This is a genomic window from Pseudoxanthomonas sp. 97-1-1, assembly GCF_057773125.1.
Map to the genome: position 1 here is coordinate 286,061 of NZ_JBYMTJ010000003.1, position 26,767 is coordinate 312,827.

Genomic DNA, 26,767 nt, shown 5'->3' on the forward strand with positions numbered 1-26,767 from the left:
GCAGCGTTGCGGGTGCAACGCTACCACTTCCACGGCCGGTCCACGCGGGTGAAGCCCGTCATCCGATACCCCGTTTCGTCGGACCTCCGGTGGCTTGGTCGCGCGCGGGTTGCGTGTGCCCCGGCGCGCGCACGACCCTGCTCCCCGCCATCAGCCCGCAACGGAGCAATCGCATGAAGAAACTACGATCCACCCTGCTCATCATCGGCGGCGCGGTGCTCGCCACCATCAGTCTCTACGATGCCTCCCTGCCCACGCGCGCGCTGGGACTACCGCTGGCGGGAGGCGAAGCTGCGATCGCCGCGACCTTCCTCTCGTTGGCCGCTGTCCTGGTCTGGTTCGGCATCCGCGGCCTGCGCAGGCCGGTGTAGGGCGGTGTAGGGCGGGCTCAAGCCCGCCGGCAGGGATGCGCCGACACCCGGGATGCTTCGAGCGAAGCCGCCCGACCGATGGATGACCTTGTGTGCATGGTCATGGCGTTGGCATGGAGGAGCGCGAACATGGCCATTGCCCGGGTCGCGTCCCTCCTTCGCCACGGTCCCGTGAGGAACCCCATGATCGACAATCCGTTCGACGCGTTCGTTGGATCCAGAAAGCCCGTGCCGATGTACGACGCGGCCGAGGAAGGGAAGGCCTTCGCGTACCTGCTGTGGGGCGACGGGGTGAAATTCGAAGGCGCGCCGGGCACCGGCAGCCGGCGCAAGGTCACCGCGCGCGGCAGGACGGGATGGGTGCTGGCCTCCGCGCTCGATGGGACATCGCTGCTGGAGTTCTACTTCATCGATGTGGGGCAGGGCGATGGCGTGCTGGTGAAGACCCCCTCGTTCCAGCACATCCTCATCGACGGTGGGTTTCCGCGCGACAAGCAGCCCAGCGGAAAATCGGCGGCGGATTTCATCGACTGGAAGTTCGTGAAGGATTACGGGCTGTCGAGCGTGGAGCTGGACGCCCTGATCTCGTCGCACAACGACGAGGACCACTACGGCGGACTTTCCGATCTGCTGGGCGTCGATGTGACCGAGGAACTGGATGCCGAGGCCATCCACGTCGACCGCTTCTATCACGCCGGTGTTTCGTGGTGGACGCTGGGTGGGAAGCGCTCGCTCGGCGAGGTGGTGGAACACGACGGCGAACGCTACCTGGTCGACCTGCTGGATGACCGCGATTCCGCGCTGCAGGGCCTGGATGCCGCAAGCCCCCGGCCGTTGCAGGGCGAGTGGGCGAAGTTCGTCCGGCGCGTGGCCGATACCACCACCGCCGATGGTGGCCATTGCGTGTTCGCCAGGCTCAGCGACGAGACGCCCTGGCTCCCCGGCTTCGATCCCGATACCAGCGAGGTATCCATCCGCGTGCTGGCCCCCATCGAGGCCGAGGTGCAGGGGCGCGCGGCGCTGCGCAATCTCGGCCGGAGCGAGCTCAACACCAACGGCCACAGCATCCTGCTGCGCGTCGACTACGGGCGCACGCGCACCCTGTTGACGGGCGATCTGAACAAGGGTGCGCAGCAGGACATCCTGCACGCGATGGCCGGCAGCCTGCTGGAACTGCAGTGCGACGTGGCCAAGGCCTGCCACCATGGAAGCGCGGATGTGTCGCTGGCCTTCCTCCAGGCGATGGCGCCCTCGGCGACCATCATTTCATCGGGGGACGCGGAGGGACACGACCACCCGCGGCCGGCCATCGTGGCCGCCAGCGGCGCGACGGGCCACCTGACGGTGGTGAAGGACGAGATCGTGACGCCGCTGGTGTACTCCACCGAACTCGCCCGCTCCTACGCGGTCGGCAAGCTGGACAGGATCGAGGTGCCCGGCGGTGCGGCCGTCGAGGGCGACGATCTTGCCCGCACCACGCTGCATTACCGCACCACCAAGGCGGGCGATCTGCGCCCGAAGAAGGGATCCCGCAAGGCACGGGGGGCCTACGTGGTGTCGGGCCTGGTCTATGGTCTGGTCAACGTGCGCACGGATGGCGAGACCCTGCTGGCCGCGACGCTGGACGAGAAGAACGCGGAGTGGAGTGTCAGGACGTTTCCGGCGCGTTTCTGACGGTTCCCATGCGATGCACGCGCATGCCCTCCGCCACCATGGCGCCTTCGCCGGAAGCGTGCTTTAGTAGCCCTGTCGCGCCCTGGGGAGGGCGCCATCCACCAGGGGAATTCGATGTCCAGATGTCCGGGCTGGCTGGCCCTTCTGTTCGCCGTGCTGCCTGCCACCGCCTGGTCGCAGCAGTGCACGAAGCCGGCGCTGCCGGATACCGAGATCGAAGGCTGGCACCGGAGTGAACTGGGTGGCGTCATCGTGGGGACCGCGCGCTATTCCATCGCGTCGCCCAATGCCGGGCCGAACGAGACCTTCACCCTCGGCATTTCCTTCAGTCACGCTGCCTCGGATGAATCGCACGACCTGCGTCCCCCCGACCACCGTTCATTGTCGGACCTGATGACGTCCAGCCTGCAGTTCCGTGACGAGCTCAAGGACCGCACCCGTCCACGCACCTGGGACACCGACGCCGTGCGTGTGATGCTGGATGGCAAACCCTTCCCCGGTCGCTTCGATGTGCAGGGCTCGCCGGGCCGCGACCATGCCATCGCGATCAACTGGGAGGTCTGGTACAGCGACGAGAACCTGATGGACGCGCTGGAAAATGCGCGCGAGGTGGAGGTCATGCTGCGCCACACGCCCACCGGCACCTTTGCCACCCGGCGCTTCGATGTGTCTTCGTTCAAGGGCATCCGCAGCAAGCTGATTCCGTACTGGCGGTGCACCGCGATCCCGTTTCACACCCACCGTCATTGAGGCAGGCCGACGGAGGTGGGAGGTCGGGTCGCCCCGCCTGCGGCACCCCTCAGTCCATCCCCATCAACGCCCGCGTCACCGCCGCAGCGCCCACGCCGGGGAACCGGCCGGGACGCGTGCCTGACCACAGCGGCGAGAAGTCATCCCGCCCGCGCGCTTCCGCCGCCGCACGCAGGGGGGCGAGGGCCTGCGATGCCCAGGGGAAGGCGGGCGGCAGCGTGGAGATCGCGCCGAGGTCGCGCATCAGGCGATTGACCAGGCCGCGCGCGGGGCGACCACTGAACAGGTTGGTGATCGCGCTGTCGCGGCCCTCCTGCTGGAGCGCGGCGCGATGCACGGCCGAGGTGGTGGCTTCCGGGCACAACAGATAGGCGGTGCCGGCCTGCACCGCGCTGGCGCCCGCCGCCAGCAGCCGCTGCACATCGGTCCGGTCGCCGATGCCGCCTGCCGCGATGACCGGCACCGTCAGCACCTTCGACAGCGCGGTGACGAGGTCGAGGGTGGTCGGTTGCGCGGTGAGGTCGTCGGCAAGGAAATGCCCGCGATGGCCGCCCGCTTCGATCCCCTGCGCGATCACCAGGTCGACACCGCGTTGCTGCAGCCAGCGGCCTTCCTCCACCGTGGTGGCGGACGCCATCACCCGTGCGCCCCACGCCTTCATGCGCGCCAGCAGGGCGGCGTCGGGCAGGCCGAAGTGGAAGCTGAGGACCTTCGGCTGGAACGGTTCCAGCAGATCCACGGTGGCCGCATCGATAGGCCGGCGTGCACCGGCCGTGGAGGGCGGCGGAGGTTCGACGCCGAACGCGTCGAAGTACGGCGCGAGCGCGTTCCGCCAGTGCTGCTCATCCGCCGGGTCGGGATCCGCCATCGCGTGGCAGAAGAAGTTGAGGTTGATGGGGCGGTCCAGCGTGGCGAACGTCTGCAGGGCCGCTTCCAGCTGCGTTGCGCTGAGCAGCGCGCATGGCAGCGAACCGAGGCCGCCCGCGTGGGCCACGGCCAGTGCGAGCGCTTCATCCTGCACACCCGCCATGGGCGCCTGGATGAGCGGAAGGTCGATGCCCGGCAGGGACGGGATGAGAGCCATGGCGGAACTCCGGCGACGTGCGGTGGGTAGCTTACGCTCGCGTCAGGTTCTCCATTCCATCGGCATGACCAGGCGCAGTGGTACGCCTCGCATGTGGCGCCCTTACTGCACAGCCATTCCCGATTCCAGCAGCAGGGAAACCGCCGCATGCAGGTTGTGCGCGCCTTCCGATCCGGTGTCCGGATGGCCCTGCAGTGCGGCTTGCAGATGCAGAAGATCATGGTGGTCCATCTCGCCGTGCAGCACGGCGGCGAGAAGGGTGGGGCTGCGCAGACGGTCCACCAGAGTGGCGACGGATGCCATGCCCTGGCGTGCGACCAGCGCACGCACGGCACGGCGCTGCAGCCACAGGTCGATGGCGCTGAAGGGCGATCCGGTGCCGGGTGACGAGAGTGCGAGCCGGTGGATGCGGTCGTCGTCGGGCGCATCGCGCCGGAGGATGTCCAGTGCCACCGAGAGTTGCGGCAGTCGTTCGTGCAGCAGGGCTTCGTCCCATGCCGGAGACGTTCCTTCCTGCGCGAGCAGCCAGCCGGCCAGGTACGCATCCAGCGCATCGCGCGCGTCGTCGAGGGGCAGGGGATGGGGCGGTTCGCCCTCCGTGTGCCGGAGCCACGCCCAGGCATCGGGCAGGTCGCACGCGGCGAGCCATTGTTGCAGGCGCTCGTGCAACGCAGGTCCCAGGACATCGCGCAGCGGCGTCCCGGTCTTCCCGTCCAGCCGGTCGGTCCACGCGCGACACAGCATCACGATGGCGGCGACGGGATCGTCCGGCGCCGCCGCGCGCAACCAGGTCTGCTGCCAGTCCGTGGCTTCCTGCAGGTGGACGGGCAGGAGGAGGGGATCGGGCGCAAGCGGTACGCGCGCTTCCAGCGCGACCAGGTGCGCGGCGAACGCGCTGTGTTCCGTGCAGTAGCCGCACATGGGACAGGACTCCGGATCAATCGGGACATGATCAGGATTCGTGTCTCAGGGCGTGAGCCGGACGGCAGAGACGAGGGAACCGGCCTCTGCGGACGCGCGCGGAGCACGCCATGACGTGGTGATGACGCGCGCCGTCCTACGCTGTGACCCATCCCGGAGGAGCATGGCCATGGCACAGACCACCCGCGAAGACGTCATCCTGCAGCTGGACCGCGTGGACACCGCGCTGGAAGCCCCCGAAGCCGACAAGGCGGCGATCCTGCGTGACGCGCTGGAGTGGCTGGCGGACAATCCGCCGAAGATCGCCGCCGATGCGCTGTACTACCGCGAACGGCTGCAGGTGATCCGCGAGCGCCACGGCGCGGCGTGAGCGCTGCCGTCAGGCCTGGTACTGCTTCTCTTCGATGAAGCGCGAGCCGGCCAGGCGGTTGATCGTGTTCTTCACTTCGATGCGCTTGCCGTTGTGCTGCGCCACCGCGCGTGCCAGGGCGATGAAGTCGGCGTCGAAGGCCTGTGCCGCTTCCTTGGCGCGCAAGGCGTCCTGCACGTCCCACATCAATTCGTTGATGGTGCGCAGATCCACCTTCAGTCCCGCCAGTTCCGGCTGCGCGGCCGCCAGCCCGCTCCACAGGGCGTTCAGGCCATCCAGCTCCACCTGCACGTGCGCGCGCTTGCCGGCATCGTCGATGCGCTCGGCCTTGATTTCGAGGATGGAGAGTTTGTCGGCCAGTTCGCCGATGGAGACGGGGATCAGGATGGTATTCATGCCGGCATTCTAGCGCCCGTCCGTGCCGCGACGGGCTGCGTGGCATGATGCCCCGTCGTCCATATGGCCGGAGAACGCCCGCATGCTGCAGCGCCTGTTCGTGTCGATCCTTGCCCTGGCCGTGCCCGCGTGGGCAGTCGCGGCGCCGTCGCAGGTCCGCATCGTGCAGCAGGAGGGCGCATACGTATTGCTGGTGGACGGACAGCCCTTCCACGTGAAAGGGGCCGGCATGGCCGGTGCCGGTCAGGAGGCGCTGGCCGCGCGAGGCGGCAACAGCTTCCGCACCTGGAGCACGGGAACCGATCACGTCGACGTGCGCGCGATGCTGGACCGCGCGCAGCGCAACGGGCTGAAGGTGGCGATGGGCATCGAGGTGGGCAACGAGCGTCATGGCTTCGACTACGACAACGACGCCGCGGTGGCGGAACAGCTCGAACGCATCCGCCGGGAAGTGGGCCTCTACAGCGACCATCCCGCCGTGCTGATGTGGGTGGTGGGCAACGAACTGAACCTGCATTACAGCAACCCGAAGGTGTGGAATGCGGTCGGGCAGATCGCGGACATGATCCATCGCGAGGACCCGCACCACCCGGTGATGACCACGCTGGCCGGTTTCGACCGGAAGCTGATCGACCTGTTGAAGGCGCGCGCGCCGTCGCTGGACCTGATCGGCATCCAGCTTTACGGCGACATCGGCGCATTGCCGGAGAAGCTGGCGACCAGCGGCTGGACCGGTCCGTACGTGGTCACCGAATGGGGCCCGACCGGGCACTGGGAAAGCCCGCTGACGGCGTGGAAGGCGCCGATCGAGGACGATGCCTCGCGCAAGGCGATGCTGTTGCAACAGCGCTACGAACAGGTGATCGCGGCGGATACGGAACAGGGACTGGGTTCGTACGTGTTCCTGTGGGGCAACAAGCAGGAGCGCACGCCCACGTGGTACGGCCTGTTCCTGCCGAGCGGGGAGAGCACGCCGGCGGTGGATGCGATGCAGTACGTCTGGACCGGCGCGTGGCCGTCCAACCGTGCGCCATCGGTCCAGCCGTTGACGCTGGACGGTCGGCGCGCCATCGACAGCATCACGCTGAAGCCGGGCAGGGAATACACCGCGCAGGTCGATGCGCGCGACGCCGACGGCGACCCGCTGCGCTATCGCTGGACGGTGCTGCACGAAACCACCGCCACCAGCATCGGCGGCGATCGCGAGGACGTGCCGCCGGAGGTGGTGTTGGCGATGCAGGACGACGGCGAGGGCGGGGTGCGTTTCGCTGCCCCCGGCAAGCCCGGTGCGTACCGGCTGTTCGTGGACGTGCTCGATGGGCAGGGCCATGCCGCATACGCCAACCTGCCGTTCCGCGTGACGGAACGCTGAGCCGAGCCGCAGGATTGCGCGCCCGGCCGGACTGCGATGGAATGGCGCATGCGCGCCGGGGGGCGCCTCCAGGGGAACTTGATGCGGAACTTGATGATGGGCCTGCTGCTGCAGGCGGGCGTGGCGGTGTCCGTGTCGGCGCAGGAGCAGGCGCCGCAGGCGGCGGTGGTGGAGACCGGTACGCTGGTGGTGGACGTCAAGCCGTTCACCAGTGAGAAGGAACTGCCGAAGAAGGTCGACGAGCAGCTGAAGAGCGGCGCGCTGGAATGGGGCGTGCGCGATGGCCAGGTGGTGTTCTCGCTGGTCAACAAGCAATTCATCGATTTCCCGCTCAACCACATGACCCGCTACGGCCAGCAGGAGACCCTTTCGTTGCCGGCGGGCGACTACCGCGTCACCGGCATCGGCCTGGAGATGACCACCGCCTTCAGCGTGAAGAAGGTGCTGGAACGGGGCGCATTCGTGAACGAGGACGTGGTGACGTTCCGGATCGAGCCGGGCAAGACCACCACGCTGTCGGTGAATCCGGTGATCCGTCGCGACGCGACCTTCGCGGTCAATTTCTGGATGCCCACACTGATGACGCGCGTCATGACCGAGGCCGGCGAAACGCCGGAAACCGCGCTCAACACGCGTGGCCCCGCCTCGATCGCCTGGCCGCAGTATGCGGGACCGCTGAAGTTCGTCGCCAAGTGAGGCAGTGCGGGAGCTGACGGCGGACAGCGTTCCAGTCGTGGGGTCGACTGCGGGTGCTGCATCGCAGCATAATGCGTCATGGACGTTACGCCCCCGATTTCCTTCCCTTCCGTCGCCGACCAGCTCACCGCGCGCCAGATCGGCCTGATCCTGTTCGCGCTGACGCTGGGGGGCTTCGCCATCGGCACCAGCGAATTCGCCAGCATGGGGCTGATGCCGAACATGGTGGCCTCGCTCGGCGTGACCGAGCCGCAGGTCGGCCATCTGATCAGCGCCTACGCGCTGGGCGTGGTGGTGGGCGCGCCGCTGCTGGCCATCCTCGGTGCGGGCTGGAAGCGCAAGACGCTGCTGCTCGCCCTGATGGGCTTCTATGCGCTGGGCAACCTGGCCAGCGCGCTCGGGCCGACCTACGAAAGCCTGCTGGTGTTCCGCTTCATCGCCGGGCTGCCGCATGGCGCGTACTTCGGCGTGGCCGCACTGACGGCGGTGGCGATCAGCCCGCCCAACAAGCGCGGCCGTGCGATCAGCCTGGTGATGCTGGGCCTGACGCTGGCCATCCTGATCGGCAATCCGCTGGCGACCTGGCTGGGCCAGATGATCGACTGGCGCTGGGTGTTCGCCTTCGTCGCGATCATCGCGCTGGTGACGGGCGTGTTGCTGGCGGTCTGGCTGCCGGTCGGCATCGATGGCCCGAAGGCCAAGCCACTGGATGAGCTGCGTGCCTTCAACCGCGTGCCGGTCTGGCAGGCGCTGGGCATCGGCGCGATCGGTTTCGCGGGCATGTTCTGCGTCTTCAGCTACCTCGCGCCGACGATGCTGGACGTGACGCGCGTATCGCCGGCCTGGATCCCGCTGGGCCTGGCCGGTTTCGGCGTGGGCGGCGTGATCGGCAACTTCGTCGGTGGCTGGCTGTTCGACCGTTTCCAGCTGCGCGGCGCGTGGATGGTGCTGGCGTGGGCGATCGTGGCGCTGCTGCTGTTTCCGTGGCTGGCGACCACGTTGCCGACGATCCTGCTGGCCACCGTCGCCATCGGCCTGATGGGCGCGCTGGGGCCGATCCTGCAGTCGCACCTGATGGATGTGGCGGGCGATGCGCAGACGCTTGCCGCCGCGTCACACCACGCGGCCTTCAATACCGCGAATGCACTCGGCCCCTGGCTGGGCGGCATGGCGATCACTGCCGGCCTGGGCTGGACATCGACCGGCTACGTCGGTGCGGCGACCGCCGTGGTGGGCCTGCTGGTCTATGCATGGGCGCGGCATACCGCCCGCGCCGAGGCGACGGCGCTCGCCTGCGAGCTGACGCGCTGAGCTACGCGCGCTGTCGTGCGGCAACATGCGTGTCATCAAACTGAAACAAAGAGATGGCGGTCGTGGATTGCGGAATGCAGGGCGGTGGCGCGTCAATTCGCCGTGCCGCGCGCCGCTAAGGAAGGTGTATTCCTTCCCAACGTCGTACCGCCATGTCGTCCTATTCCGCTTCCCGCCCCCTCAGCCTGCAGACCAAGCTGCTGGGCGCCCTGACCCTGGGGCTTGCCGTCATCCTGTTGTGCGCGCTGGCCGGCCTGGGTTCGGCGTGGCTCAGTCTTTCCACCGAGGTGCCCGAAGAGGTGGCCCAGGCCGCGGAGGGTGAGCGCCTGAGCCGCGACTTCCGCGTGCAGGTGCAGGAGTGGAAGAACATCCTCATCCGCGGACACGACGAGGAGCAGCGGGCGAAGTACGTCGGCGCCTTCGATCGGAAGGGGCGCGAGGTGGCCGCCCTGGCGAAGACCCTGTCCAGCGGGATCGCCGATCCGCAGGCGCGCAGGCTGGCGGCCGATTTCGCCACCCAGCATCACGCGTTGGAAGGCAACTACCGCGCCGCACTGGTGCAGTTCGCGGCGGGGGGCTACGACACGCAGGAAGGCGATCGCCTGGTGAAGGGCATGGACCGCCAGTTGGGCGAGACGCTCGAAGCCCTGGTGGCGCGCACCAAGACGATTGCCGATGCGGCAGTGGTGGCGCGCTCGCAGGACGCGCGTCGCATGCTGGTGGGGTGCGCGGCCCTGTCGGTGGTGGCGGCGATCGTGCTGGTACTGGTACTGGCGTGGTGGATACGGCGGTCGGTGATCCGTCCCGTGGTCGAGGCCGCCGCTGCCGCGCGGGCGGTCGCGGCCGGGCGCCTGGACAAGCGGGTCGACGTGCGCAGTGGCGACGAGATCGGCCAGTTGGGCACGGCGATGGCCGACATGACCGCGACCCTGCAGGGCGTCATCGCCGAGCAGGGCGAAATGGCATTGCGCCACGACGAAGGCAGCATCAGCTTCCGCATGGACGATTCGCGCTTCCCCGGCGAATACGGGCGCATGGTGCGTGACACCAACGCGCTGGTGGCGTCGCACATCGCGGTGATGCAGCGGCTGGTGGAGATCATGCAGTGCTACGCGGTCGGCGACCTGTCCATCGACATGGAGGCGCTGCCCGGTGAGAAAGCCGCATTGACGGACGCCATGCGCACCACCAAGGCGAATCTCTCTGCGATCAACGCCGAAATCAGGCAGCTGGCACTGGCGGCGGCGTCGGGCGACTTCAGCCGTCGCGGCGACACGCAGCGATACCAGCACGATTTCCGCGACATGGTGGACGGCCTGAATCGCCTGATGGAAACCACGGATGGCAACCTGGCGGATGTGTCGTCGTTGCTGCAGGCCATCGCGCGCGGCGACCTGACGGCGCGCATGGAAGGCGACTTCCACGGCGTGTTCGCCACCATGCGGGACGATGCCAATGCCACGGTGGCGCAACTGCGCACCATCGTGCGCCAGATCCAGGGCGCGTCATCGTCGATCAACACGGCGGCGGGGGAGATCGCAGCGGGCAACAGCGACCTGTCGCGTCGCACCGAGCAGCAGGCGGCCAATCTGGAAGAAACCGCCGCTTCGATGGAAGAACTGACCTCCACGGTGCGCCAGAACGCCGAATCCGCACGCCAGGCGAACCAGCTGGCGATCGGTGCGGCCAGCGTGGCATCGGAAGGCGGTGCGACGGTCGCACGCGTGGTCACGACGATGACCGAGATCGAGCAGTCTTCCCGGAAGATCGCCGAGATCATCTCGGTCATCGACGGCATCGCCTTCCAGACCAACATCCTGGCCCTCAATGCGGCAGTGGAAGCGGCGCGGGCCGGCGAGCAGGGCCGTGGCTTCGCCGTGGTCGCCTCCGAAGTGCGGACGCTGGCCCAGCGCAGCGCCAATGCCGCCAGGGAGATCAAGGGCCTGATCGAGACCTCGGTGGACAAGGTGGCCGATGGCTCGGCGCTGGTGAACCAGGCCGGTGCGACGATGGGCGAAATCGTCACCGCCGTGCAGCGGGTGACCGACATCATGGCGGAGATTTCGGCTGCTTCGCAGGAGCAGAGTGCCGGGATCGAGCAGGTCAACCAGGCCATCGTGCAGATGGACGAAACCACCCAGCAGAACGCCGCGCTGGTGGAAGAGGCATCGGCCGCCGCCCGCTCGATGGAAGATCAGGCGCGAGAACTCATCGGGGCGGTGAATGTGTTCGTGCTGGATCCGCGTGCGTCGCCTGGTCTCGCCCCTGGCCGTGTACGCGCACTGGCCGCTGCCTAGTCGGGTACCGGCGCTGGCGGATTATTCGGGCGAGGTGGTCGGGGGCGGCGAACCCGACCGCCAGCGCCGCGTGGTGCGCTGGAAGAAGTGGCTGTTGGGGATCTGCAGCACGGTGTCGCCGCGTAGCGCGTCTTCTTCCAGCAGGGTGGTGTAGAGCAGATTGATGTCGATCACGCGCCCGCGCAGGCCGGGCTTGTCGCCGTTCTCCAGCACTTCGATGTGGTCGTGCACGCGGAACGGACGCGTGGTCAGGATCAGCACGCTGCAGAAGATGTTGGACAGCACGCTCCATGCGGCGAAGAACGCGACTGCGGCGACCGCGGTGAAGCCCGTCAGTGCGGTCCACAGCACGCTGCCCGATACGCCGAGCCGTCCCAATGCGAGCATGAACGCCGAAACGTAGAGCAGCACGCCGAGCAACCGGCGCGCACTCACGGCGACCTGCGCGGGCAACCGGTAGTGATCGCAGATCCGGCGCACCACGATGCGCAGCAGGCGCAACAGCAGCCAGGCGGCAAGCAGGATCCCGAGCGCCTGCGCGACGGGAATCGCGAGGCTCGCCCATTCCTGCAACCAGTCGGGAAGTCGCAGCGACGCCATCAGCCTTCCTGCCGCGATGCATGACGCGCCGTCGGCGCCTTTGCCAGTGAGAGTTGGATGTTCATGCTGGAAGGGTGGCCCGCGCCTCGCGGATGGTCAACCGCGCGCATCATGGGTCGAAGGCATGGGCCTTGCCGCATGCGTAGACGTGGTTGTAGTCGCTGGACATGCACTGGTAGAAGTCGCGCCGCGCGCCGGTGGCGGCCGCACAGTCTTCCGCGGTCAGTGCAGCCAGCAGGCGCTTCAGCGCCGGGGTGGCCGCATCGTAGGCGGGCTGGCTCATGTAGCCGGCGCGCAGGTTCTTCTCGCCGACCTCCAGCATGGTCTCCACGCCCCAGCGGGCGTTCTCCACGGCCTTGTCGCATGACAGGGCCGGCGAGGTGTCGCTCACCTGCGCCAGGTGCCCGGCGATCGCGGTGACATCGGCCTGGACGTCCGGAGGGAGTTCACGCGGGGCGGCCGGCTCGCCGCCGCAGGCCATGCCCGCCACCAGCGACAACGCTGCCAGCGCCGGAATGTGGAGAACCCCAGGGCGGTGGGAACGGCAGGGTCCTGCGGTCATGGATTTGATGCGCGTTTGAAGTTTGGTTGCGCATTCTATGGCAGGTGGATCGTGGGTCCGGTACGGCAGGTGCAGCGCGCGAAGGCACGGGCTGCTTGTGATGCACGGTCCCCCTTGCAAGAATGCCGTGGGGCCGGGTCTGGCGCGGGCAGGAAGCGCCGCCCGTCGTATCCGGACCCCAGACACTTCCACTATGTGAGGACCACATGACCTACAAGCTACTTGCCGCCATCGCGCTCGCCCTGTCGAGCGTGGCGCCCGCGGCCATCGCGGGTGAATGCGAGGACAACTTCAGCAAGTCCGGCAGCATTTTCTCCGGCACCGATTTCAGCAGCCGCGTCACCGTGCCGGACTCGACCGTCAAGGATGCGATGGGCCAGCTGCGCGGCATCATGATCGCCGAGAAGATGGACGTGATCACCGAGGATGCGGAGACCGGTTCCATGCTGGTCGAACAGCGTTCCACCGGCACCACGCGCGCCATTCCCACCCTGATCAACGTGAGCGCCGAGGGCAAGGATGCGATCGTGCAGATGACGGTCAAGACCGAGAAGGGCCAGATCGCCAAGGCTGATGCCATGCGTCCCTACATGTGCACGCTGTTCGCCAAGTTGAAGGGGGGCAAGGAAGGCCGTGCCGCCGCGGCCCAGGGCGCGAAGACGCAGAACAACGCCGATGTCACGGTGAAGGACGTCTTCATTTTCTCGCGCGAGATCGCGCGTGAAGCCAAGGGCAATGCCGTGGCCGTCACCGCGCGCCACAAGGGCCGCAACTACGCGTTGCGTGGCCGGGTGGACTACGTGCAGGAAGATGGCGAGGACTACAACGTGTCCTTCGAGATCCCCGACCAGAGCAAGATGCTGATCCAGGTGCCGGGCGACAACGAGCCGCGCGTGGGCGTGGCGTGCCTGTTCCGTCCCAACCAGCTGGCCAACGTGCTGACGTTCCGCAAGGGCGACAAGGTGACGTTCAAGGGCCAGTTCCTGCGCTATGACGATTTCAAGCGCGTACTGTGGCTGCAGAACTGCGTGCAGACGCGATGACCCGCATCCGGTCCCGGACGTGAACGGCCGGGAACGACGCGCAAAGGAAGGGCGCCCCATGGGCGCCCTTCTTGTGTCAGTTGCTGAGGGGGTGCGTGGCAGGCGTGGCGTTCCGCCGTGGCGTCAGCTGTCCTGGCGACGGTAGACGCCGACATTGGTATAGCAGCGGCCATCACTGAGATGGCCGCGCATGCGGATCACGAGGGTGTCCGGATCGACCAGCTCGCGCTCGGACCATTGCACTTCGCGGCCGTCGTGCCAGGTGGTGGAGTGCAGTTGCGTGGGAGATACGGACTCGAAGCTCAGCGCATCGGCATGCGGCGTGCTGTGGTACGGATACGGGGTGCCGTCGACACGGCCGTCGAAGGCGGCCCGATGCCGCTTGCCGTTCTTGCCCAGCCATTCCGACGCGATCGACAGCGCACCGTCGGCGGCGCAGTCGAGTTGATACAGCGCCCTCCGCGGAGGGCGCCCGAGTTGGTAGTCGCACTGCTCGGGTAGCAGGTGCCAGGTGCCGGCGAATCCGGCGGCCGCATGTGTGGTCATGTGCGCTCCTTGCGCGAGAACCGGGCCGGTGACGGCCCGACCACGCCATGCTAGCGACAACCCCCGGGTGGCCGGTTGCTAACACCGTCGCACTTCCACATTCCGTCGTGATGATGAACGGGGCAGCGCGGCAGGCGTTCGGCGTGACTGTGAGCCGGATTGCGACGCATGCCTCAGCATGCGGGCGGGAAACGCGCGCAGCGGCCGCGACCGGCGGGCTGTCACGCCGTGGCGCGGTACGGCGTCCTGGATGGCATGGCGGCTCGAAGCGCTGTCATTCCATCCAGTCCAAGGGAGTCGATCCATGAAAGTCGTCGTTGTGGGAGGTACCGGTCTGATCGGGAAGCGCCTGGTCGCGCTACTCACGGCCGAGGGGCATGCAGTGGTGGTCGCAGCGCCGTCCACCGGTGTGAACGCCGTGACCGGAGAAGGCGTGGCGGCCGCACTCGCGGGCGCCGATGTGGTGGTCGATGTCGCCAATGCGCCTTCGTTCGAGGATGCGGCGGTGAAGGCGTTCTTCGAAGCCTCCACCGGACACCTGCTGGCTGCCGCAGCGCACGCCGGTGTGCGTCACTACGTGGCGTTGTCGGTGGTCGGTACAGAGCGCCTGCAGGGAAGTGGCTATTTCCGTGCCAAGTGGGCGCAGGAGCAGCGCATTCGGGCGGGTGGGGTGCCTTACACCCTTGTGCGCGCGACCCAGTTCTTCGAGTTCTTGGATGGCATCGCGCAGTCCGGCGTGCAGGGTGAAGACATCCTGCTGCCGATGGCGCGCATGCAACCGATGGCGGCCGACGACGTGGCCGCCATGCTGGCGGGCGTGGTCGATTCGACGCCGGTGGAGGGCATCGTGGAGATCGCCGGGCCGGAGGCGCGCCCGATGGCGACATTCGTTGCGGACCACCTGCGAACCTGCGGTGACAAGCGCGAAGTCAGGGCCACCGCCGGGGCCCTGTATTTCGGCGTATCGCTGGACGACGACACGTTGCTGCCCACGGGCGCCGCCCGCATCGCGCCGACGGATTACGCAACCTGGTCATCGCGGAAGTAGGTTTGCGCGGAGCCGATCAGGCACGCGCACGTGCCGTCAGCGCATCGACAAGGCCCTGGGTGGTCAGGATGGCGTGCGCGTAGGTGGGGGCGTTGATCTCATGCGCGGCATGCATCGCGGCCGCGCTGGCGGCTGCGGTGGCATCGCGCACAAGGGTCACGTGGTAGCCCAGCTCAGAGGCGAACCGGCCCGTGGTTTCGATGCAGGTGTTGGCGATCAGGCCCACCAGGATCACGTGGGTGATGCGGTGCTGTTTCAGCAGATAGTCGAGGTCGGTGTTGGAGAAGCCACTGCCTCCCCAGTGTTCCTTGGCGATGATGTCGCCGGGTTGAGGCGCGAAATCCGGGTGCCACTCGCCGCCCCAGCTGTCCTTTGCGAAGGGCTGCACGCGTGCCGCGCCCAACTGGTACGGCGTCGGATGGTCCCAGCCCTTGAAATCATCCGGCTCCGAGCGATGGTGCGGCACGATGAACACGGGCAATCCTGCCTGCCTGACGCAGGACACCACGCTGCGCAGGTGGGCGTGCAGGTCCACGCTGCGCGCAATGTCGGCCACCAGCGGCCAGAGTTTTCCGTCTTCCGCGAGGAAGTCGTTGTAAGGGTCTACGAAGAGCAGCGCGGTACGCCCGGCGGGATAGCCCTGCATGGGAGACATGGCAGCGTGTCCTCATGACGCGGACAGTGGTCCGAAGCGGCAGCATCGCGCCGCAGGCCTTCCCCGCATTGCATCGGCGTGCGCGACGGGCCGCAGCGTGGCGCCGTCATCAGGCGCGCTGGGCGCGCCCGCCCGCCGGTTCAGCCGTCGCGCCATCCGGCAGTTCGTCCATTGGCATGGCATCGCCGGCGCCCGCGTGGCCGACCCAGGGCGGCACGTCCATTTCATGGTCCAGGGCATCGGTGACCAGCAGTTGGACCAGCGCGTCATGCAGCGCTGGATCGGACCGTCTCAGGACGGCCAGGGCCGCAGCCTGCTCTTCATCGCCCATGTCGGAATAGGCGTCGAACAGTTCCAGCGCGAGCGTCAGGCAGGCCCTCATCCCATCGCCGCCCTGTCAGACGGCGGGAACGGCTCCGCTTCCGGGGCCGTGAACCTTTGAGGAAGGGGAAGGTTTTCGCTCACATCGGGATCATTCGCCTTCCGGCCGCAATCCCGGACGCCCGGCGTAATGAAAGATACGCGTGCTGCCCGGTCAGAACGGTTCAGGCAGCTCACCGTCGCCAAGGTGACTGAACAGGAACGCGCGCGCCTTGCGCCAATCCCGGCGCACGGTGCGCTCGGTCACCTTCAGCACGCCGGCGATCTCAAGCTCACTGAGGCCCCCGAAATAGCGCATCTCCACCACCTGCGCCAGCCGCTCGTCCAGCTTGGCAAGGTCGTTCAACGCCTGATCGAGGATCAGCAGTTGCTCCAGCCGTGAACCCTGCCCCGGCTCCGTGTTCTCGTCCAGCGGCAACAGGTCCATGCCTTCGCCGCGCTTTTCCGCCAGCGCACGCCGCACTTCGTCCAACAGCACGAAGCGCATCGCGCGCGCCACCAGTGCGACCAGATGGGCACGATTCTCGACGCTGAAATCGGCGCTGGCGAGCTTGAGCCAGGTCTCGCTGATCAGCGAGGTAGGAGACCTCACATGACTGCGGCGCTGCTGGCGGATCTGCGACCGGGCAATCTGGTGCAGGTCCCGGTACAGCAACGCGTAGATCTGGTTCCAGGCCCCGGGCTGCCCGTTCTCCACGTTGCGCAGCAGTTGGGTGACCGAATCCGGGTCCGGCGGGGCCAGATCCTCGTTGCCTCGGGGGTGCAGCATGCCGCTCGTATCAGGTCCAGCGCCATCCGGGTCCCTCTTCTCTCTCATGTCCGGACTGTGCCTTTCATCACGATCTCGTCCCATATATGACCCGGCTGCGCTTGGACATGCAAGCCGTAACGGCGCATTCGCGGGTCATGTCGCAGTGGAGAAGGCATCCCTGCAAAGGGGTGGGAAGTGGGGGGGCCTGGGTGTTTCCGGGCGAACGGTCGACCAGCAAGAGGGGTGTCATGCATAGCGCGAAAAGAGTCTGTGGTAGGGGTCTTCCAGCCAATCTGGCCATGACGCGGGGGTTTTCCCTCGCGGCGGCCCGAGGGGTTCCGCATGCGGCATGAGGCATTGATGGGCACGTTGCGTGAAGAAGGCGACGAACTCGTGACACGTCAGCATCCCCTCGTCGCAGGGCCGCAGTCCTGGCCTCTGCCCCAGGGGCTGGGTCCGCGTGCCATCAGCCAATGGCCGATTACGCAGCGGCTCAGTGCGGAGGAATGGAATTTCCTGATGCAGGCGCTCCCGGGCCGGGTTGGCGCGCGTGCGCGCCATGGCGGCAATGCGCGCCGGTTTATCGAAGCGGTTCTCTGGGTGGCGCAGACCGGCGCGTACTGGTCGGATCTGCCGCGCGAATTCGGCTCCTGGCATGGCATCTATGTGCGGTTCATCCGTTGGGCACAGGACGGCAACTGGAACGAGGTACTTGCGCGGTTCGATCGGCAGGACCAGCGTGGGCGAGACCTCCAGGCCCTGGTCGAACGCTATCTCCATCGCAACAACACCAAGCATCTCAGCCGGGCAATGCGCGCATCGTGAGACGCGTTTCGCGCGGCATGTACGGGAAGTGGAAAGCAGGGCGCCCGGAGGAAAGCCTCCCCTGGGTGCGGTAGCCCGCGCTGCTTCGCATGGTGGCCCGGCGTCATCGCGCGACATGCATCTGCGGATTCATCACATGGTTGGGGGGAATGCTTCTGCAGGCGCAGCTGCCTGCGCGACATCGCCTCTTTCCGAAGGCTATCTGTCGGCGCTCCCCGCCCGACAGCTAGGTGGGCCGGCCCGATCCCCAAGGAACCGGCTCGCAGCCCGTCATGCCCGACACATGACGGGTATCGCGCTTCGGCGCCTGAGGGGGAGGTGCAATGCCTCCCCCTCGTTCTTTGCGCACACACGGATTGATTACATTCCGCTTCAGTCCGCTTAACGGTTCGCCGCCTATGCTTGGGCACCCTGCTGTCAGGAGCACCCGCATGAGCACCCATGTCTTCACGGCGCAGGATGCCGAGGGTCGTCGCTGCCGTATCGAGGTACATCGTGGCAACGCAGGCGATGCGACGCATGGCGACGCTCCCGCCATGCCGAGGTATGTGCTGGAGGATGGGAGCCGCGTACGCCGCATCGACAACGACACCTTCCTGGTCGTCGGCACGGGGGCCTATGTGAGCCGCGTCATCGAGTGAGCGCGGTGTCCGCGCCAGGCGGTGCGATGGATGTCAGAACACCACCGACGCGTACAGCGGCGCGGGATGGGTCCAGGCGCTGCGCGCTCCCAGGAAGCCGAGTTCGACCAGCACGCCTGTCCCGACCACCGTGGCGCCCTGCTGTTCGACCAGCTGCACGGCCGCCTTGAGCGTGCCCCCTGTCGCCAGCACGTCGTCCACCACGATGACGCGTGCGCCCGCAGGCATGGCATCGGCGTGGATCTCGAGACGATCACGCCCGTACTCCAGTCCGTAGTCCAGCGCCAGCGTGTGCGCCGGCAGCTTGCCCGGCTTGCGCACGGGCACGAAGCCGACTCCCAGTTCGCGCGCCACCGCGGCGCCCAGGATGAAGCCGCGCGCTTCCACGCCCACCACCGCGCCGATGCCTGCGTCACGCCAGGGTTCGGCCATCGAGGTGATCGCATCGGCGAAGGCAACCGCGTGCGCCAGTACGGGCGTGATGTCCTTGAACAGGATGCCGGGCTTGGGGAAGTCGGGCACGTCGCGGATGTGATCGGTCCAGGCGGGCATGGGGAGCTCGGATCCAGGGAGGCCGCCGATGCTAACGCAGTCGCGTCATCCGCAGAAAAAAGAAGAGCCGCTGGCAGGGCCAGCGGCTCGTGGCTTGCGGTCGGGTGCTGCTCAGAAGTCGTAACGGACCTGGAGCTGCGCCAGGTCCAGATCGGCATCTTCCACTTCGAAGCGGCTGTACTCGCCGCGCAGGGCGACCGTGTCATTGAGCCGGTACTGCAGGCCGACGCCGTAGACCGGGTCGGTGCCGTTGTCGTCTGTCGTGCCGGTCACGCCCGGCAACGCAGTATCCAGGTCCCAACGCTGGAAGCCGGCTTTGGCGTAGCCGGAAAACTTGTCGGTAAAGGGCACCGTGCCCACCGCGGTCAGGTAGACCGAGCTGGCCTCGATGTCGCGGCCGATGCCGTCCGTTTCCAGTTTGCCGAGATCGGCGTAGCCACCTGCAAGACCGAACCAGCGATTGAACTGGTAACCACCGAACACGGAGAACGCGGTGTCCTCGTCGTCGTACCCGGCTTCGTCCACCAGCGACTGGCCCACGCCTGCGCCGACATGGAATCCCTTGTCGGCGGCTTGCGCACCGAACGCGGCAGCGCCGACAAGCATGGCGAGGAGAGTGCGGGACAGGATCTTGTTCTTCTTCATTGCTATCAACTCCAGCAGGAACACCGCGGGGGGAGGGAGAGCGGTGTCGCCAGCGACAGGTCCGGGCGGAATGCCAGGGCAGCTGTCGTTGCACGGAGAAGATGGGCGTGGCGGGATGGCGTCCAAGGTCGATGATGGCGACGCACTTTCCCGCGGATGGAACACACGCGGGCCTGCTTCCTTCCTGCATCACGCAGCGCGTTCCGGCGCATCGCGCACGGAACCGGCGCGATGGGATGCACTCTCCCGCGAACCGTGGCTAATCAACCACCACGCGCCCGACTATCCTCGCGCTCTTCTTTCTCCGGAACTCCGCCATGAGCGCAGCGCTGTCGATGTACCAGGCTTCCATTCCCGTCTTCCTGCGTGCGCTGGGCAACCTGCGCCAGGTCCTGGAGAAGGGTGAGGCGCATGCGCGCGAACAGGGATATGAACCTGCCGTACTGCTGCAGTCGCGGCTGTATCCGGACATGCTGCCCCTGGTCCGGCAGGTGCAGATCGCCACCGATACCGCGAAGTTCGGTGCGGCGCGTCTGGCGGGGGTGGAATCGCCACGCTTCGAGGACGTGGAGACCACGTTCGCCGAACTGTTTGCGCGACTCGATGCGGTGGCCGCGTATCTCGGCACGTTCGACCAGAAAGCCCTCGAAGGCAGCGAAGATCGCGTGGTCACGCTCTCTTCGCGCACGCGCGGCGACCTGACGTTCAATGGCAGTGGCTATCTGCTCGGCTTCGCCCTGCCCAACCTGTTCTTCCACGTGACCACCGCCTACGCCATCCTGCGCCACAACGGTGTGCCGCTGGGCAAGCTGGACTACCTCGGCCCCGCCGCCTGAGCGGTGTCCTCCGCCACCACCGCATGGCGTTGTCAGGAGTGAACCGCGCGCTCCCTGCCGTGCGGTGGCTTCCCTGAGGAGCCGGTTGCCCTGCGGCGACGGATTGCTGCCCGTGTCACGGCATGCGACCCGCTGCTCCGATACTGTCGGCCGGGCATCCACGCCATGCGAGGCCACCTCGCCTGCGCGGACGCCGGGACCACATCAGGGAGGAAGCAGCGATGGCAACGGCACTACGTATCCTGTGCGTGCATGGCGTGGGCCAGCATCCGCCGGGCGGGGCATGGCAGCAGCAATGGGAGGCGGCGATCCACGACGCCTGTCGGCAAGTCGATGCCGAGCGCGCGCTCGACATCCAATACTGCCACTACGACGATATCTTCGCCCAGCACAAGGTCAGCCTCGGGGACACGCTCGAAGCGCTGGCGCGGCTGCTGGCGAACGGCATCACTGCTCCGTTCAGGCGTGCGCGCGGCGACGATTCTAAGCTGCGCCACACCGCCGGCATGGTGGTGAAGTGGGTCGAGAGCGCGACGTTCCGCAAGCAGACCCGGGCGCGGCTGGTACAGCGCATCGAGGCGATGAAGCCGCACGTGGTGCTCGGCCACAGCCTCGGGTCGCTGGTCTGCTACGACACCTTCACCCATGAAGAAACGCGCGCCACCGCGAATGGCCGCTACTTCGCATCGCTCGGCTCGCAGATCGGCAATCCCTTCGTGCGTGGTGAATACCAGGCCGGTCGCCTCAGCGCGATCGAGAAGGCGCGCTTCTGGTACCACCTCTACAACCGTTTCGATTCGGTGTTCACGGCGCGTGTCTCCATTGCTGCCGACAACTTCCGCCAGGTCGACACGCATTTCGACATTCCCGGCAACGCCGACCATGCGGCCGAGGAGTACCTGCGCCATCCGCAGGCTATCAGCACGTTCTGGTTCGATGTACTCAACGATGAAACCACGCGCATCACCCGCGCCCTGCGCGAACAGACGCCGGTCGCCTGCCGCGTGGCGACGCCGCGCAAGCGTGCGCTGCTGATCGGCATCAACGACTATCCCGACCCGGACCAGCGCCTGGGCGGTTGCGTCAACGATGTCTTCCTGATGAGCGCGATGCTGCAGGAACAGGGCTTCGATGCCGGCGACATCCGCGTGGTGCTGAACGAGCGCGCCACCGCCGATGGCATCCGCGAGCGCGTGGACTGGCTGCTCGAAGGCGTGCGCAGTGGCGACCAGCGCATCCTGTACTACAGCGGGCACGGCGCCCAGCTGCCCAGCTACGGCCTGGGGGACCGCGTCGACCGCATGGATGAAACGCTGGTGCCCTACGACTTCGACTGGACGGAGGACACCGCGCTCACCGACGACTGGCTTTTCGAGCGCTACGTGCAGCTGCCATACGACGTGGACTTCAGCATCCTGCTGGACTGCTGCCATTCCGGCGGCATGGCCAAGGGTGGTCCGGCGCGCATGCGCGGACTCAATCCGCCGGACGACATCCGCCATCGGGCGATGAAGTGGAACGCCGCCCGGGAGATGTGGGTACCGCGCGAACTGGAACTCAACGAGCGCAAGCAGCTGGCGGTCGACCAGGACACCATGCCGCTGGGCGACATGAGCGGCCGCCTGGGCTACGCATTGCCGGTACGCACGCTGCCGCTGGGTGAAGCGCGCCAGATGCGCAAGAAGCTCGGCCACAAGGGACCGTACATGCCGCTGCTGCTGTACGCGTGCCAGGAAGGCGAATTCGCCTACGAATACGAGCACGGCGCGGTCCAGCATGGCGCGTTCACCTATGCGCTGGTGAAGAACATGCGCCGCATGCTGGCCGGGGGCCATGGGGACCGGCGGCGGTTGAAGGTCAGCGATCTGGTGAAACACACCTCGCAGGAACTGCGCGAACTGGACTACGACCAGACTGCCGCCCTGGCCGGGCCCGAGATCCGCCTGTCGCGCTGGATGTAGCGGGGCTTACCCGGCGGCGCACTCGCGCGCGCGCGCCAGCAGCAGGGCCTGCTCGCGCGCGTTGCGGGTCATCGCCGCCGCGCGCTCGAACTCCGCACGTGCTTCGTCGCGGCGGTCCAGCTTGAACAGCAGATCGCCGCGCACGCTGGGCAGCAGGTGGTACTGCTTCATCGCCGGTTCGTCGCGCAGCCGGTCCACCAGCGGCAACGCACTGGCCGGACCGGCGGCCATCGACACGGCGACCGCACGGTTCAGTTCGACCACCGGTGACGGATTCACCTGCGCCAGTGCCGCGTACAGCGTCGCGATCCGCGCCCAGTCCGTCGCGTCCGCCGTGCCGGCGCGGGCATGGCAGGCGGCGATGGCGGCCTGCAGCGCATACGGGCCGAATGCACCGCCCAGCTGCTCGGTGCGCTCCAGCGCGGCCAGGCCGCGCCGGATGAGCAGGTGGTCCCAACGGCCGCGATCCTGGTCCAGCAGCAACACCGGCTCACCGTCCTTGCCGGTGCGCGCGTGCAGGCGCGAGGCCTGGATCTCCATCAGCGCGACCAGCCCGTGCACTTCCGGTTCGCGCGGCGCCAGTGCGGCCAGCATGCGGCCCAGACGCAGCGCTTCCTCGCACAGCGCGGGCCGCATCCAGCCGTCACCGCTGGTGGCCGAATACCCTTCGTTGAAGACCAGGTACACCACGCCGAGCACCGACAAAAGGCGCTCCTGCAGCTCTTCCCCGCGTGGCACCTCGAACGCCACGTCGGCGTCGGCCAGGGTGCGCTTGGCACGCACGATGCGCTGGGCGACAGTAGGTTCGGAGGTCAGGAACGCGCGCGCGATCTCGTCCGTCGTCAGCCCGCACAGCAGGCGCAGCGTCAGCGCCACGCGGGCCTCCATCGACAGCACCGGATGGCACGACACGAAGACCAGCCGCAGCAGGTCGTCGTCGATGTCGTGATCCAGCGCGTCTTCGTCACGCGCGCGCCGTTCCTCCTGCACATCCTCCAGCTCGCGCGCCAGTTCCTCGTGCTTGCGGTCCAGCAACTGGAGCCGCCGCAACCGGTCGATCGCACGGCGCTTGGCGGTGGTCATCAGCCACGCCCCCGGGTTGTCCGGCACGCCGTCACGGGGCCAGGTTTCCAGGGCGGACACCAGCGCGTCCTGCGCCAGTTCTTCGGCCAAGTCCAGGTCGCGCAGCATGCGGGCGAGACCGGCGATCACGCGCGCGGATTCGATGCGCCAGACGGCATCGATCGCGCGATGGGTAGGGGAGGTCGACATGCCGCGCATCACACCACGGCGCCGCGACCGGTGAAAGTCGCAGCGCAGCGAACAGGGGCATCACGGTGTGCACGACGTTCCCGCACGGGCATCAGGCATCCTTCTCGCAGTTGATCATCCACGGCACGCCGAACGTGTCGACCAGCATGCCGAAGCGTACCGCCCAGAAGGTCTGCGCCAGCGGCATGGTCACCTGGCCGCCATCGGAGAGCGCGGCGAAGATGCGTTCCGCGTCGGCGATGCTGTCCACCGACAGCGACACCGAACAGCCCTTCACGCCTTCGTACGGATAGGACGGGTGGTTGTCCGACCCCATCAGCACGGTCTGGCCGAACATCACATGCGTATGCATGATCTTCTGCTTGTACTCGTCCGGCATGTCCTCGCAGCCTTCGGTGCCCTCGAAGCGCATCATCGGCCCCAGCGTGCCGCCCGTGGCCTGCGCGTAGAAGGTGAAGGCGGCTTCGCAGTCGCCATTGAGGATCAGGTAGGGATTGACGTTCATGGTGCGCTCCTTGGGGTGATGGGTACGGGCCTGGCCAGCCCTGCTTCTTTCCTTCGACGAACCGGCGTGCCCGGAATCGACATGCCAGGCCGGTCTTCTTCATGCGGGGCGCACGCCGCTCAGCGGACCTTTTCGTCCGGGGCCGTCGCCCCTTCCCGGATCTCGGCACGCTGCCGCCGGCTCAACCTGTCCCAGGCGTACCGGTATGACCACGCCACCAGGTCCTTCAGGTAATCGGCCGGCACGCTGGAAACGTCCACCACCGTGACCCAGCGGTGGTGCCCCAGCCAGCGCGCAGGCTTGATGCCGGGCTGGTCGGTCAGTTCAAGGAAGCGCTCCGGTGGCACCTTGAAACTGAAACGCCACTGCTCCGGTTCGCTGGTCTTGAAATAGGCGAAGCGCTTGCCGCCCACCGCATACACCAGGATGTTGGCCGGTGCGTCGTACCGTTGTTCGACGGCGCCGGGCAGGGACCTGCAATGGCGTTTGAGGGCGGCGACATCCATGCAGGCATGCTAACGCCGCCACGGCGGGCGAAGCGCCGGCCCCGACACGGTCGAGGGCAGCGGCTGTCCGCGAGACGACGATGTTCACACCCGCCTTCGTGCAACGGATTACCTTGCGTGCCTTGCCATGCACAGGATCGCCCGCCATGTCGTCCCCCTCCCTGTTCACCCGCGTGGCCAAGGCGGCCTCCACGTTCACCGGCAGGCCCACGTGTTTCGCGCTGGCGCTGGCGGTGCTGCTGGCTTGGGCGATCAGCGGGCCGATGTTCGGTTTCAGCGACACCTGGCAACTCGTCATCAATACCGGCACCACCATCATCACCTTCCTGATGGTGTTCCTGATCCAGAACACCCAGAACCGCGACACCGAAGCCATGCAGATCAAGCTGGACGAGCTGATCCGTGTCTCGCGCAACGCCAACAACGCGTTGCTCGACCTGGAGGAAATGGAAGAGAAAGAGCTCGACGCCCTGCGCGCCCGCTACGAGGACATGGCGCGGCAGGCGCGCGAGGCGCAGCAGGCGAAGGCGGATCGCAGGTAGCCCATGGATGCCGCGATTGCGCTTGGTTCCATCCCGGCCTTCGGGTGAGTGGAATCCCGGCGTGATGGTCCATCACGCCGGCAATCGCTTCTCCATCCGGTAGTTGTGGATGGCCACGCCGCCGAGCGACAGATCGTTGCGGCCCAGCATCAGGAAGCCGCGGCGCTCGAACAGCGGCCGCGACAGCTCGCTGGCTTCCACGAAGATGCGCGGCACGTGCAAGTGCAGCGCATGCGCCTCCAGTGCGGCGTACAGCAGCGAACCCACGCGCATGCCTTCGGCTTCCGGTGCGATGTAGAGGAAGTCGAGGTGCCCGTCGTCTTCCATGTCGCCGAAGCCCAGCACCGATCCGTCGGCATCCTGCGCGACCAGTACGTGGCGCCCGTCGGTGCAACGGGCGGCCGTCCCCTCGAGGGTCGCCGTCGCCGCCCAGGCGGACACCTGCGCCGCGGTGTAGGCGCGCGGCCCGTAGTGCATGACGGATCGGGCGTACAGATCGGCCAGCGTGGAAGCGTCGTCGGGACGGTAGGGGCGAAGCGTCGGCATGGACGGGAACGAGGACGAGGACACCGGGGCGGCTCCTCAGTATGCCGCGCCTCGGCTCACGCCGAGATATGCCCGCCCCCGTTGATGTGGATCAGCTGGCCGGTGATGTAGCGCGCATCCTCGCTGGCCAGGAATACAAATGCCGGCGCGACTTCCGACGGCTGGCCGGGGCGCTTCATCAGCGTGTCCGAACCGAATTCCGCCACCTGCTTGCGGGTGAACGAGGCCGGGATCAGCGGCGTCCAGATGGGACCCGGTGCGACCGCGTTGACGCGGATACCCCGGTCCGCCAGCGACTTGGCCAGCGAGAACGTCATCGCATGGATCGCGCCCTTGGTCGCGGCATAGTCCAGCAGCGTGTCGTGGCCGCGCACGCCGGTCACCGAGCCGGTGTTGATGATGCAGCCGGTCTTCTCCGGCAGGTGTTCCAGCGCAGCGTCGACCAGGTGGAAGAACGAGAACAGGTTGGTCTCGAAGGTATGCCGCAGGCGCGCGGGCGTCAGTTCTTCCGGCGCATCCACGGGGTACTGCTGCGCGTGGTTGTTGACCAGTACGTCCAGCGCACCGAACTGCTTCACCGTACGTGCGACCACGCGGCGGCAGCGGGCCGGCGTGGCCAGGTCGCCGCGCACGACCAGGGCGCGGCGACCCGTGGCCTCGATCAAGCGCTGCGTTTCCCGTGCATCGCGATCTTCTTCCAGGTAGGCAATCGCGACATCGGCACCCTCGTGGGCGAAATGCACCGCCACCGCCCGTCCGATGCCGCTGTCGCCACCGGTCACCAGCGCCACCTTGCCCTCCAGCCGGCCGCTGCCGCGGTAGCCGGGGCGGATGGTTTCGGGTTCGGGCTGCATCCGTGGTTGGCGGCCGGGCTGGCGGCGCTGGGTCTGCGGACGGTTGACGCGCTTCTTGGTGGGCATGACGCACTCCTGGAAGGAACGTCCCGACCGTAAGTGCGCGGACGTTACGCCTCCGTCGGCAGGCGATGAAGATCGTCGTGATCGCTGCCGCCGTGGGGGCACGCGACATTCACGCTGCGCTTGCCCTGGGCATCCGGAAACCGGACTCGCGTCACCGATGACCGGGCGTGTCCGTGGAGAAGGCCGGC

The 26,767-nt window shown here is 67.4% G+C and carries 31 protein-coding genes; 15 read left to right on the forward strand and 16 right to left on the reverse strand.

All coding sequences use genetic code 11. The features are described 5' to 3' along the window. The first annotated feature begins 173 nt into the window (after positions 1–173). The 3 genes from AC3DET_RS13115 to AC3DET_RS13125 all read left to right on the forward strand — a co-directional run bounded on the left by AC3DET_RS13115 (position 174) and on the right by AC3DET_RS13125 (position 2,795). Positions 174–371 (forward strand): hypothetical protein, encoded by a 198-nt coding sequence (locus AC3DET_RS13115; protein WP_488391919.1) that lies wholly within the window; start codon positions 174–176, stop codon positions 369–371. A gap of 183 nt (positions 372–554) precedes the next feature. Beyond that, positions 555–2,045: a ComEC/Rec2 family competence protein gene (locus AC3DET_RS13120; RefSeq protein ID WP_488391920.1), complete on the forward strand. Its 1,491-nt coding sequence runs from the start codon at positions 555–557 to the stop codon at positions 2,043–2,045. A gap of 114 nt (positions 2,046–2,159) precedes the next feature. After that, positions 2,160–2,795: a hypothetical protein gene (locus tag AC3DET_RS13125; protein ID WP_488391921.1), complete on the forward strand. Its 636-nt coding sequence runs from the start codon at positions 2,160–2,162 to the stop codon at positions 2,793–2,795. 49 nt (positions 2,796–2,844) lie between these two features. Here AC3DET_RS13125 and AC3DET_RS13130 read toward each other — a convergent pair whose 3' ends face one another. Both AC3DET_RS13130 and AC3DET_RS13135 read right to left on the reverse strand, forming a co-directional pair. After that, positions 2,845–3,879, reverse strand: coding sequence for an NAD(P)H-dependent flavin oxidoreductase (locus tag AC3DET_RS13130; RefSeq protein WP_488391922.1), 1,035 nt, complete (start codon positions 3,877–3,879; stop codon positions 2,845–2,847). Positions 3,880–3,981: 102 nt separating this feature from the next. Then, complete coding sequence (locus AC3DET_RS13135; RefSeq protein ID WP_488391923.1) at positions 3,982–4,800, reverse strand: hypothetical protein; 819 nt, start codon at positions 4,798–4,800, stop codon at positions 3,982–3,984. 169 nt (positions 4,801–4,969) lie between these two features. On the opposite strand from AC3DET_RS13135, the gene AC3DET_RS13140 reads away from it, so the two are divergent. Further along, complete coding sequence (locus AC3DET_RS13140) at positions 4,970–5,170, forward strand: hypothetical protein (RefSeq protein ID WP_337731691.1); 201 nt, start codon at positions 4,970–4,972, stop codon at positions 5,168–5,170. A gap of 9 nt (positions 5,171–5,179) precedes the next feature. On the opposite strand, the gene AC3DET_RS13145 is transcribed toward AC3DET_RS13140, so the two are convergent. Further along, the gene (locus AC3DET_RS13145; protein ID WP_192202218.1) at positions 5,180–5,566 is read right to left on the reverse strand and encodes a DUF6165 family protein; all 387 of its coding nucleotides are present in this window, start codon (positions 5,564–5,566) and stop codon (positions 5,180–5,182) included. 82 nt (positions 5,567–5,648) lie between these two features. Between AC3DET_RS13145 and AC3DET_RS13150 the strand changes: the two genes are divergently transcribed. The 4 genes from AC3DET_RS13150 (at position 5,649) to AC3DET_RS13165 (ending at position 11,242) form a co-directional block, all read left to right on the forward strand. Next, positions 5,649–6,938: a glycoside hydrolase family 2 TIM barrel-domain containing protein gene (locus tag AC3DET_RS13150; RefSeq protein WP_488391924.1), complete on the forward strand. Its 1,290-nt coding sequence runs from the start codon at positions 5,649–5,651 to the stop codon at positions 6,936–6,938. A gap of 81 nt (positions 6,939–7,019) precedes the next feature. Next, the gene (locus tag AC3DET_RS13155) at positions 7,020–7,634 is read left to right on the forward strand and encodes a hypothetical protein (protein ID WP_488391925.1); all 615 of its coding nucleotides are present in this window, start codon (positions 7,020–7,022) and stop codon (positions 7,632–7,634) included. A 78-nt stretch (positions 7,635–7,712) separates the two neighbouring features. Beyond that, positions 7,713–8,945, forward strand: a complete 1,233-nt coding sequence (locus tag AC3DET_RS13160) for an MFS transporter (RefSeq protein ID WP_337731688.1) — start codon at positions 7,713–7,715, stop codon at positions 8,943–8,945. Between the two features lie 152 nt (positions 8,946–9,097). Beyond that, positions 9,098–11,242, forward strand: a complete 2,145-nt coding sequence (locus AC3DET_RS13165; RefSeq protein ID WP_488391926.1) for a methyl-accepting chemotaxis protein — start codon at positions 9,098–9,100, stop codon at positions 11,240–11,242. 21 nt (positions 11,243–11,263) lie between these two features. Here AC3DET_RS13165 and AC3DET_RS13170 read toward each other — a convergent pair whose 3' ends face one another. Next, positions 11,264–11,842, reverse strand: a complete 579-nt coding sequence (locus AC3DET_RS13170) for a mechanosensitive ion channel domain-containing protein (protein WP_488391927.1) — start codon at positions 11,840–11,842, stop codon at positions 11,264–11,266. Positions 11,843–11,951: 109 nt separating this feature from the next. After that, positions 11,952–12,404 (reverse strand): hypothetical protein, encoded by a 453-nt coding sequence (locus tag AC3DET_RS13175; RefSeq protein ID WP_488391928.1) that lies wholly within the window; start codon positions 12,402–12,404, stop codon positions 11,952–11,954. Positions 12,405–12,610: 206 nt separating this feature from the next. Between AC3DET_RS13175 and AC3DET_RS13180 the strand changes: the two genes are divergently transcribed. Further along, positions 12,611–13,447 (forward strand): hypothetical protein, encoded by an 837-nt coding sequence (locus AC3DET_RS13180; protein ID WP_192202211.1) that lies wholly within the window; start codon positions 12,611–12,613, stop codon positions 13,445–13,447. Between the two features lie 123 nt (positions 13,448–13,570). On the opposite strand, the gene AC3DET_RS13185 is transcribed toward AC3DET_RS13180, so the two are convergent. After that, positions 13,571–13,993, reverse strand: a complete 423-nt coding sequence (locus AC3DET_RS13185) for a hypothetical protein (protein WP_337731684.1) — start codon at positions 13,991–13,993, stop codon at positions 13,571–13,573. Positions 13,994–14,297: 304 nt separating this feature from the next. Here AC3DET_RS13185 and AC3DET_RS13190 point away from each other — a divergent pair, with 304 nt between their 5' ends. Next, positions 14,298–15,041, forward strand: coding sequence for an SDR family oxidoreductase (locus tag AC3DET_RS13190; protein WP_488391929.1), 744 nt, complete (start codon positions 14,298–14,300; stop codon positions 15,039–15,041). Positions 15,042–15,057: 16 nt separating this feature from the next. On the opposite strand, the gene AC3DET_RS13195 is transcribed toward AC3DET_RS13190, so the two are convergent. From AC3DET_RS13195 to AC3DET_RS13205, 3 genes are all read right to left on the reverse strand, one after another. Beyond that, positions 15,058–15,696: a cysteine hydrolase family protein gene (locus AC3DET_RS13195; protein WP_488391930.1), complete on the reverse strand. Its 639-nt coding sequence runs from the start codon at positions 15,694–15,696 to the stop codon at positions 15,058–15,060. A gap of 109 nt (positions 15,697–15,805) precedes the next feature. Further along, positions 15,806–16,078, reverse strand: coding sequence for a hypothetical protein (locus AC3DET_RS13200; RefSeq protein ID WP_488391931.1), 273 nt, complete (start codon positions 16,076–16,078; stop codon positions 15,806–15,808). A gap of 153 nt (positions 16,079–16,231) precedes the next feature. Continuing rightward, positions 16,232–16,846 (reverse strand): ECF-type sigma factor, encoded by a 615-nt coding sequence (locus AC3DET_RS13205; protein ID WP_337731680.1) that lies wholly within the window; start codon positions 16,844–16,846, stop codon positions 16,232–16,234. A gap of 342 nt (positions 16,847–17,188) precedes the next feature. Here AC3DET_RS13205 and AC3DET_RS13210 point away from each other — a divergent pair, with 342 nt between their 5' ends. Together AC3DET_RS13210 and AC3DET_RS13215 are read left to right on the forward strand one after the other, a co-directional pair. Beyond that, complete coding sequence (locus AC3DET_RS13210) at positions 17,189–17,653, forward strand: transposase (RefSeq protein WP_337731679.1); 465 nt, start codon at positions 17,189–17,191, stop codon at positions 17,651–17,653. Positions 17,654–18,084: 431 nt separating this feature from the next. Beyond that, positions 18,085–18,294, forward strand: coding sequence for a hypothetical protein (locus AC3DET_RS13215; protein ID WP_337731678.1), 210 nt, complete (start codon positions 18,085–18,087; stop codon positions 18,292–18,294). A gap of 33 nt (positions 18,295–18,327) precedes the next feature. Here AC3DET_RS13215 and AC3DET_RS13220 read toward each other — a convergent pair whose 3' ends face one another. Then, a complete protein-coding gene (locus tag AC3DET_RS13220; RefSeq protein WP_337731677.1) occupies positions 18,328–18,846 on the reverse strand; it encodes an adenine phosphoribosyltransferase in 519 nt (172 codons plus the stop codon). A gap of 111 nt (positions 18,847–18,957) precedes the next feature. Beyond that, a complete protein-coding gene (locus AC3DET_RS13225; RefSeq protein ID WP_488391932.1) occupies positions 18,958–19,491 on the reverse strand; it encodes an outer membrane beta-barrel protein in 534 nt (177 codons plus the stop codon). Between the two features lie 317 nt (positions 19,492–19,808). Between AC3DET_RS13225 and AC3DET_RS13230 the strand changes: the two genes are divergently transcribed. Both AC3DET_RS13230 and AC3DET_RS13235 read left to right on the forward strand, forming a co-directional pair. After that, on the forward strand, positions 19,809–20,327 hold the full coding sequence (locus tag AC3DET_RS13230) for a DUF1993 domain-containing protein (RefSeq protein ID WP_337731676.1): 519 nt from the start codon (positions 19,809–19,811) through the stop codon (positions 20,325–20,327). Between the two features lie 221 nt (positions 20,328–20,548). Continuing rightward, a complete protein-coding gene (locus AC3DET_RS13235; RefSeq protein ID WP_488391933.1) occupies positions 20,549–22,288 on the forward strand; it encodes a caspase family protein in 1,740 nt (579 codons plus the stop codon). Between the two features lie 6 nt (positions 22,289–22,294). Here the strand turns inward: AC3DET_RS13235 and AC3DET_RS13240 are convergent, their stop codons facing one another. The 3 genes from AC3DET_RS13240 to AC3DET_RS13250 form a co-directional block, all read right to left on the reverse strand. After that, positions 22,295–23,560, reverse strand: coding sequence for an RNA polymerase sigma factor (locus AC3DET_RS13240; RefSeq protein ID WP_488391934.1), 1,266 nt, complete (start codon positions 23,558–23,560; stop codon positions 22,295–22,297). Between the two features lie 91 nt (positions 23,561–23,651). Further along, positions 23,652–24,065, reverse strand: a complete 414-nt coding sequence (locus tag AC3DET_RS13245; protein ID WP_488391935.1) for a VOC family protein — start codon at positions 24,063–24,065, stop codon at positions 23,652–23,654. A gap of 119 nt (positions 24,066–24,184) precedes the next feature. Beyond that, a complete protein-coding gene (locus AC3DET_RS13250) occupies positions 24,185–24,571 on the reverse strand; it encodes an MmcQ/YjbR family DNA-binding protein (RefSeq protein ID WP_488391936.1) in 387 nt (128 codons plus the stop codon). 146 nt (positions 24,572–24,717) lie between these two features. On the opposite strand from AC3DET_RS13250, the gene AC3DET_RS13255 reads away from it, so the two are divergent. After that, positions 24,718–25,113: a low affinity iron permease family protein gene (locus AC3DET_RS13255; RefSeq protein ID WP_337731671.1), complete on the forward strand. Its 396-nt coding sequence runs from the start codon at positions 24,718–24,720 to the stop codon at positions 25,111–25,113. 72 nt (positions 25,114–25,185) lie between these two features. Here the strand turns inward: AC3DET_RS13255 and AC3DET_RS13260 are convergent, their stop codons facing one another. Beyond that, positions 25,186–25,659, reverse strand: a complete 474-nt coding sequence (locus tag AC3DET_RS13260) for a GNAT family N-acetyltransferase (RefSeq protein WP_446538329.1) — start codon at positions 25,657–25,659, stop codon at positions 25,186–25,188. A 56-nt stretch (positions 25,660–25,715) separates the two neighbouring features. Next, a complete protein-coding gene (locus AC3DET_RS13265; protein ID WP_488391937.1) occupies positions 25,716–26,579 on the reverse strand; it encodes an SDR family oxidoreductase in 864 nt (287 codons plus the stop codon). Between the last annotated feature and the right edge of the window lie 188 nt (positions 26,580–26,767).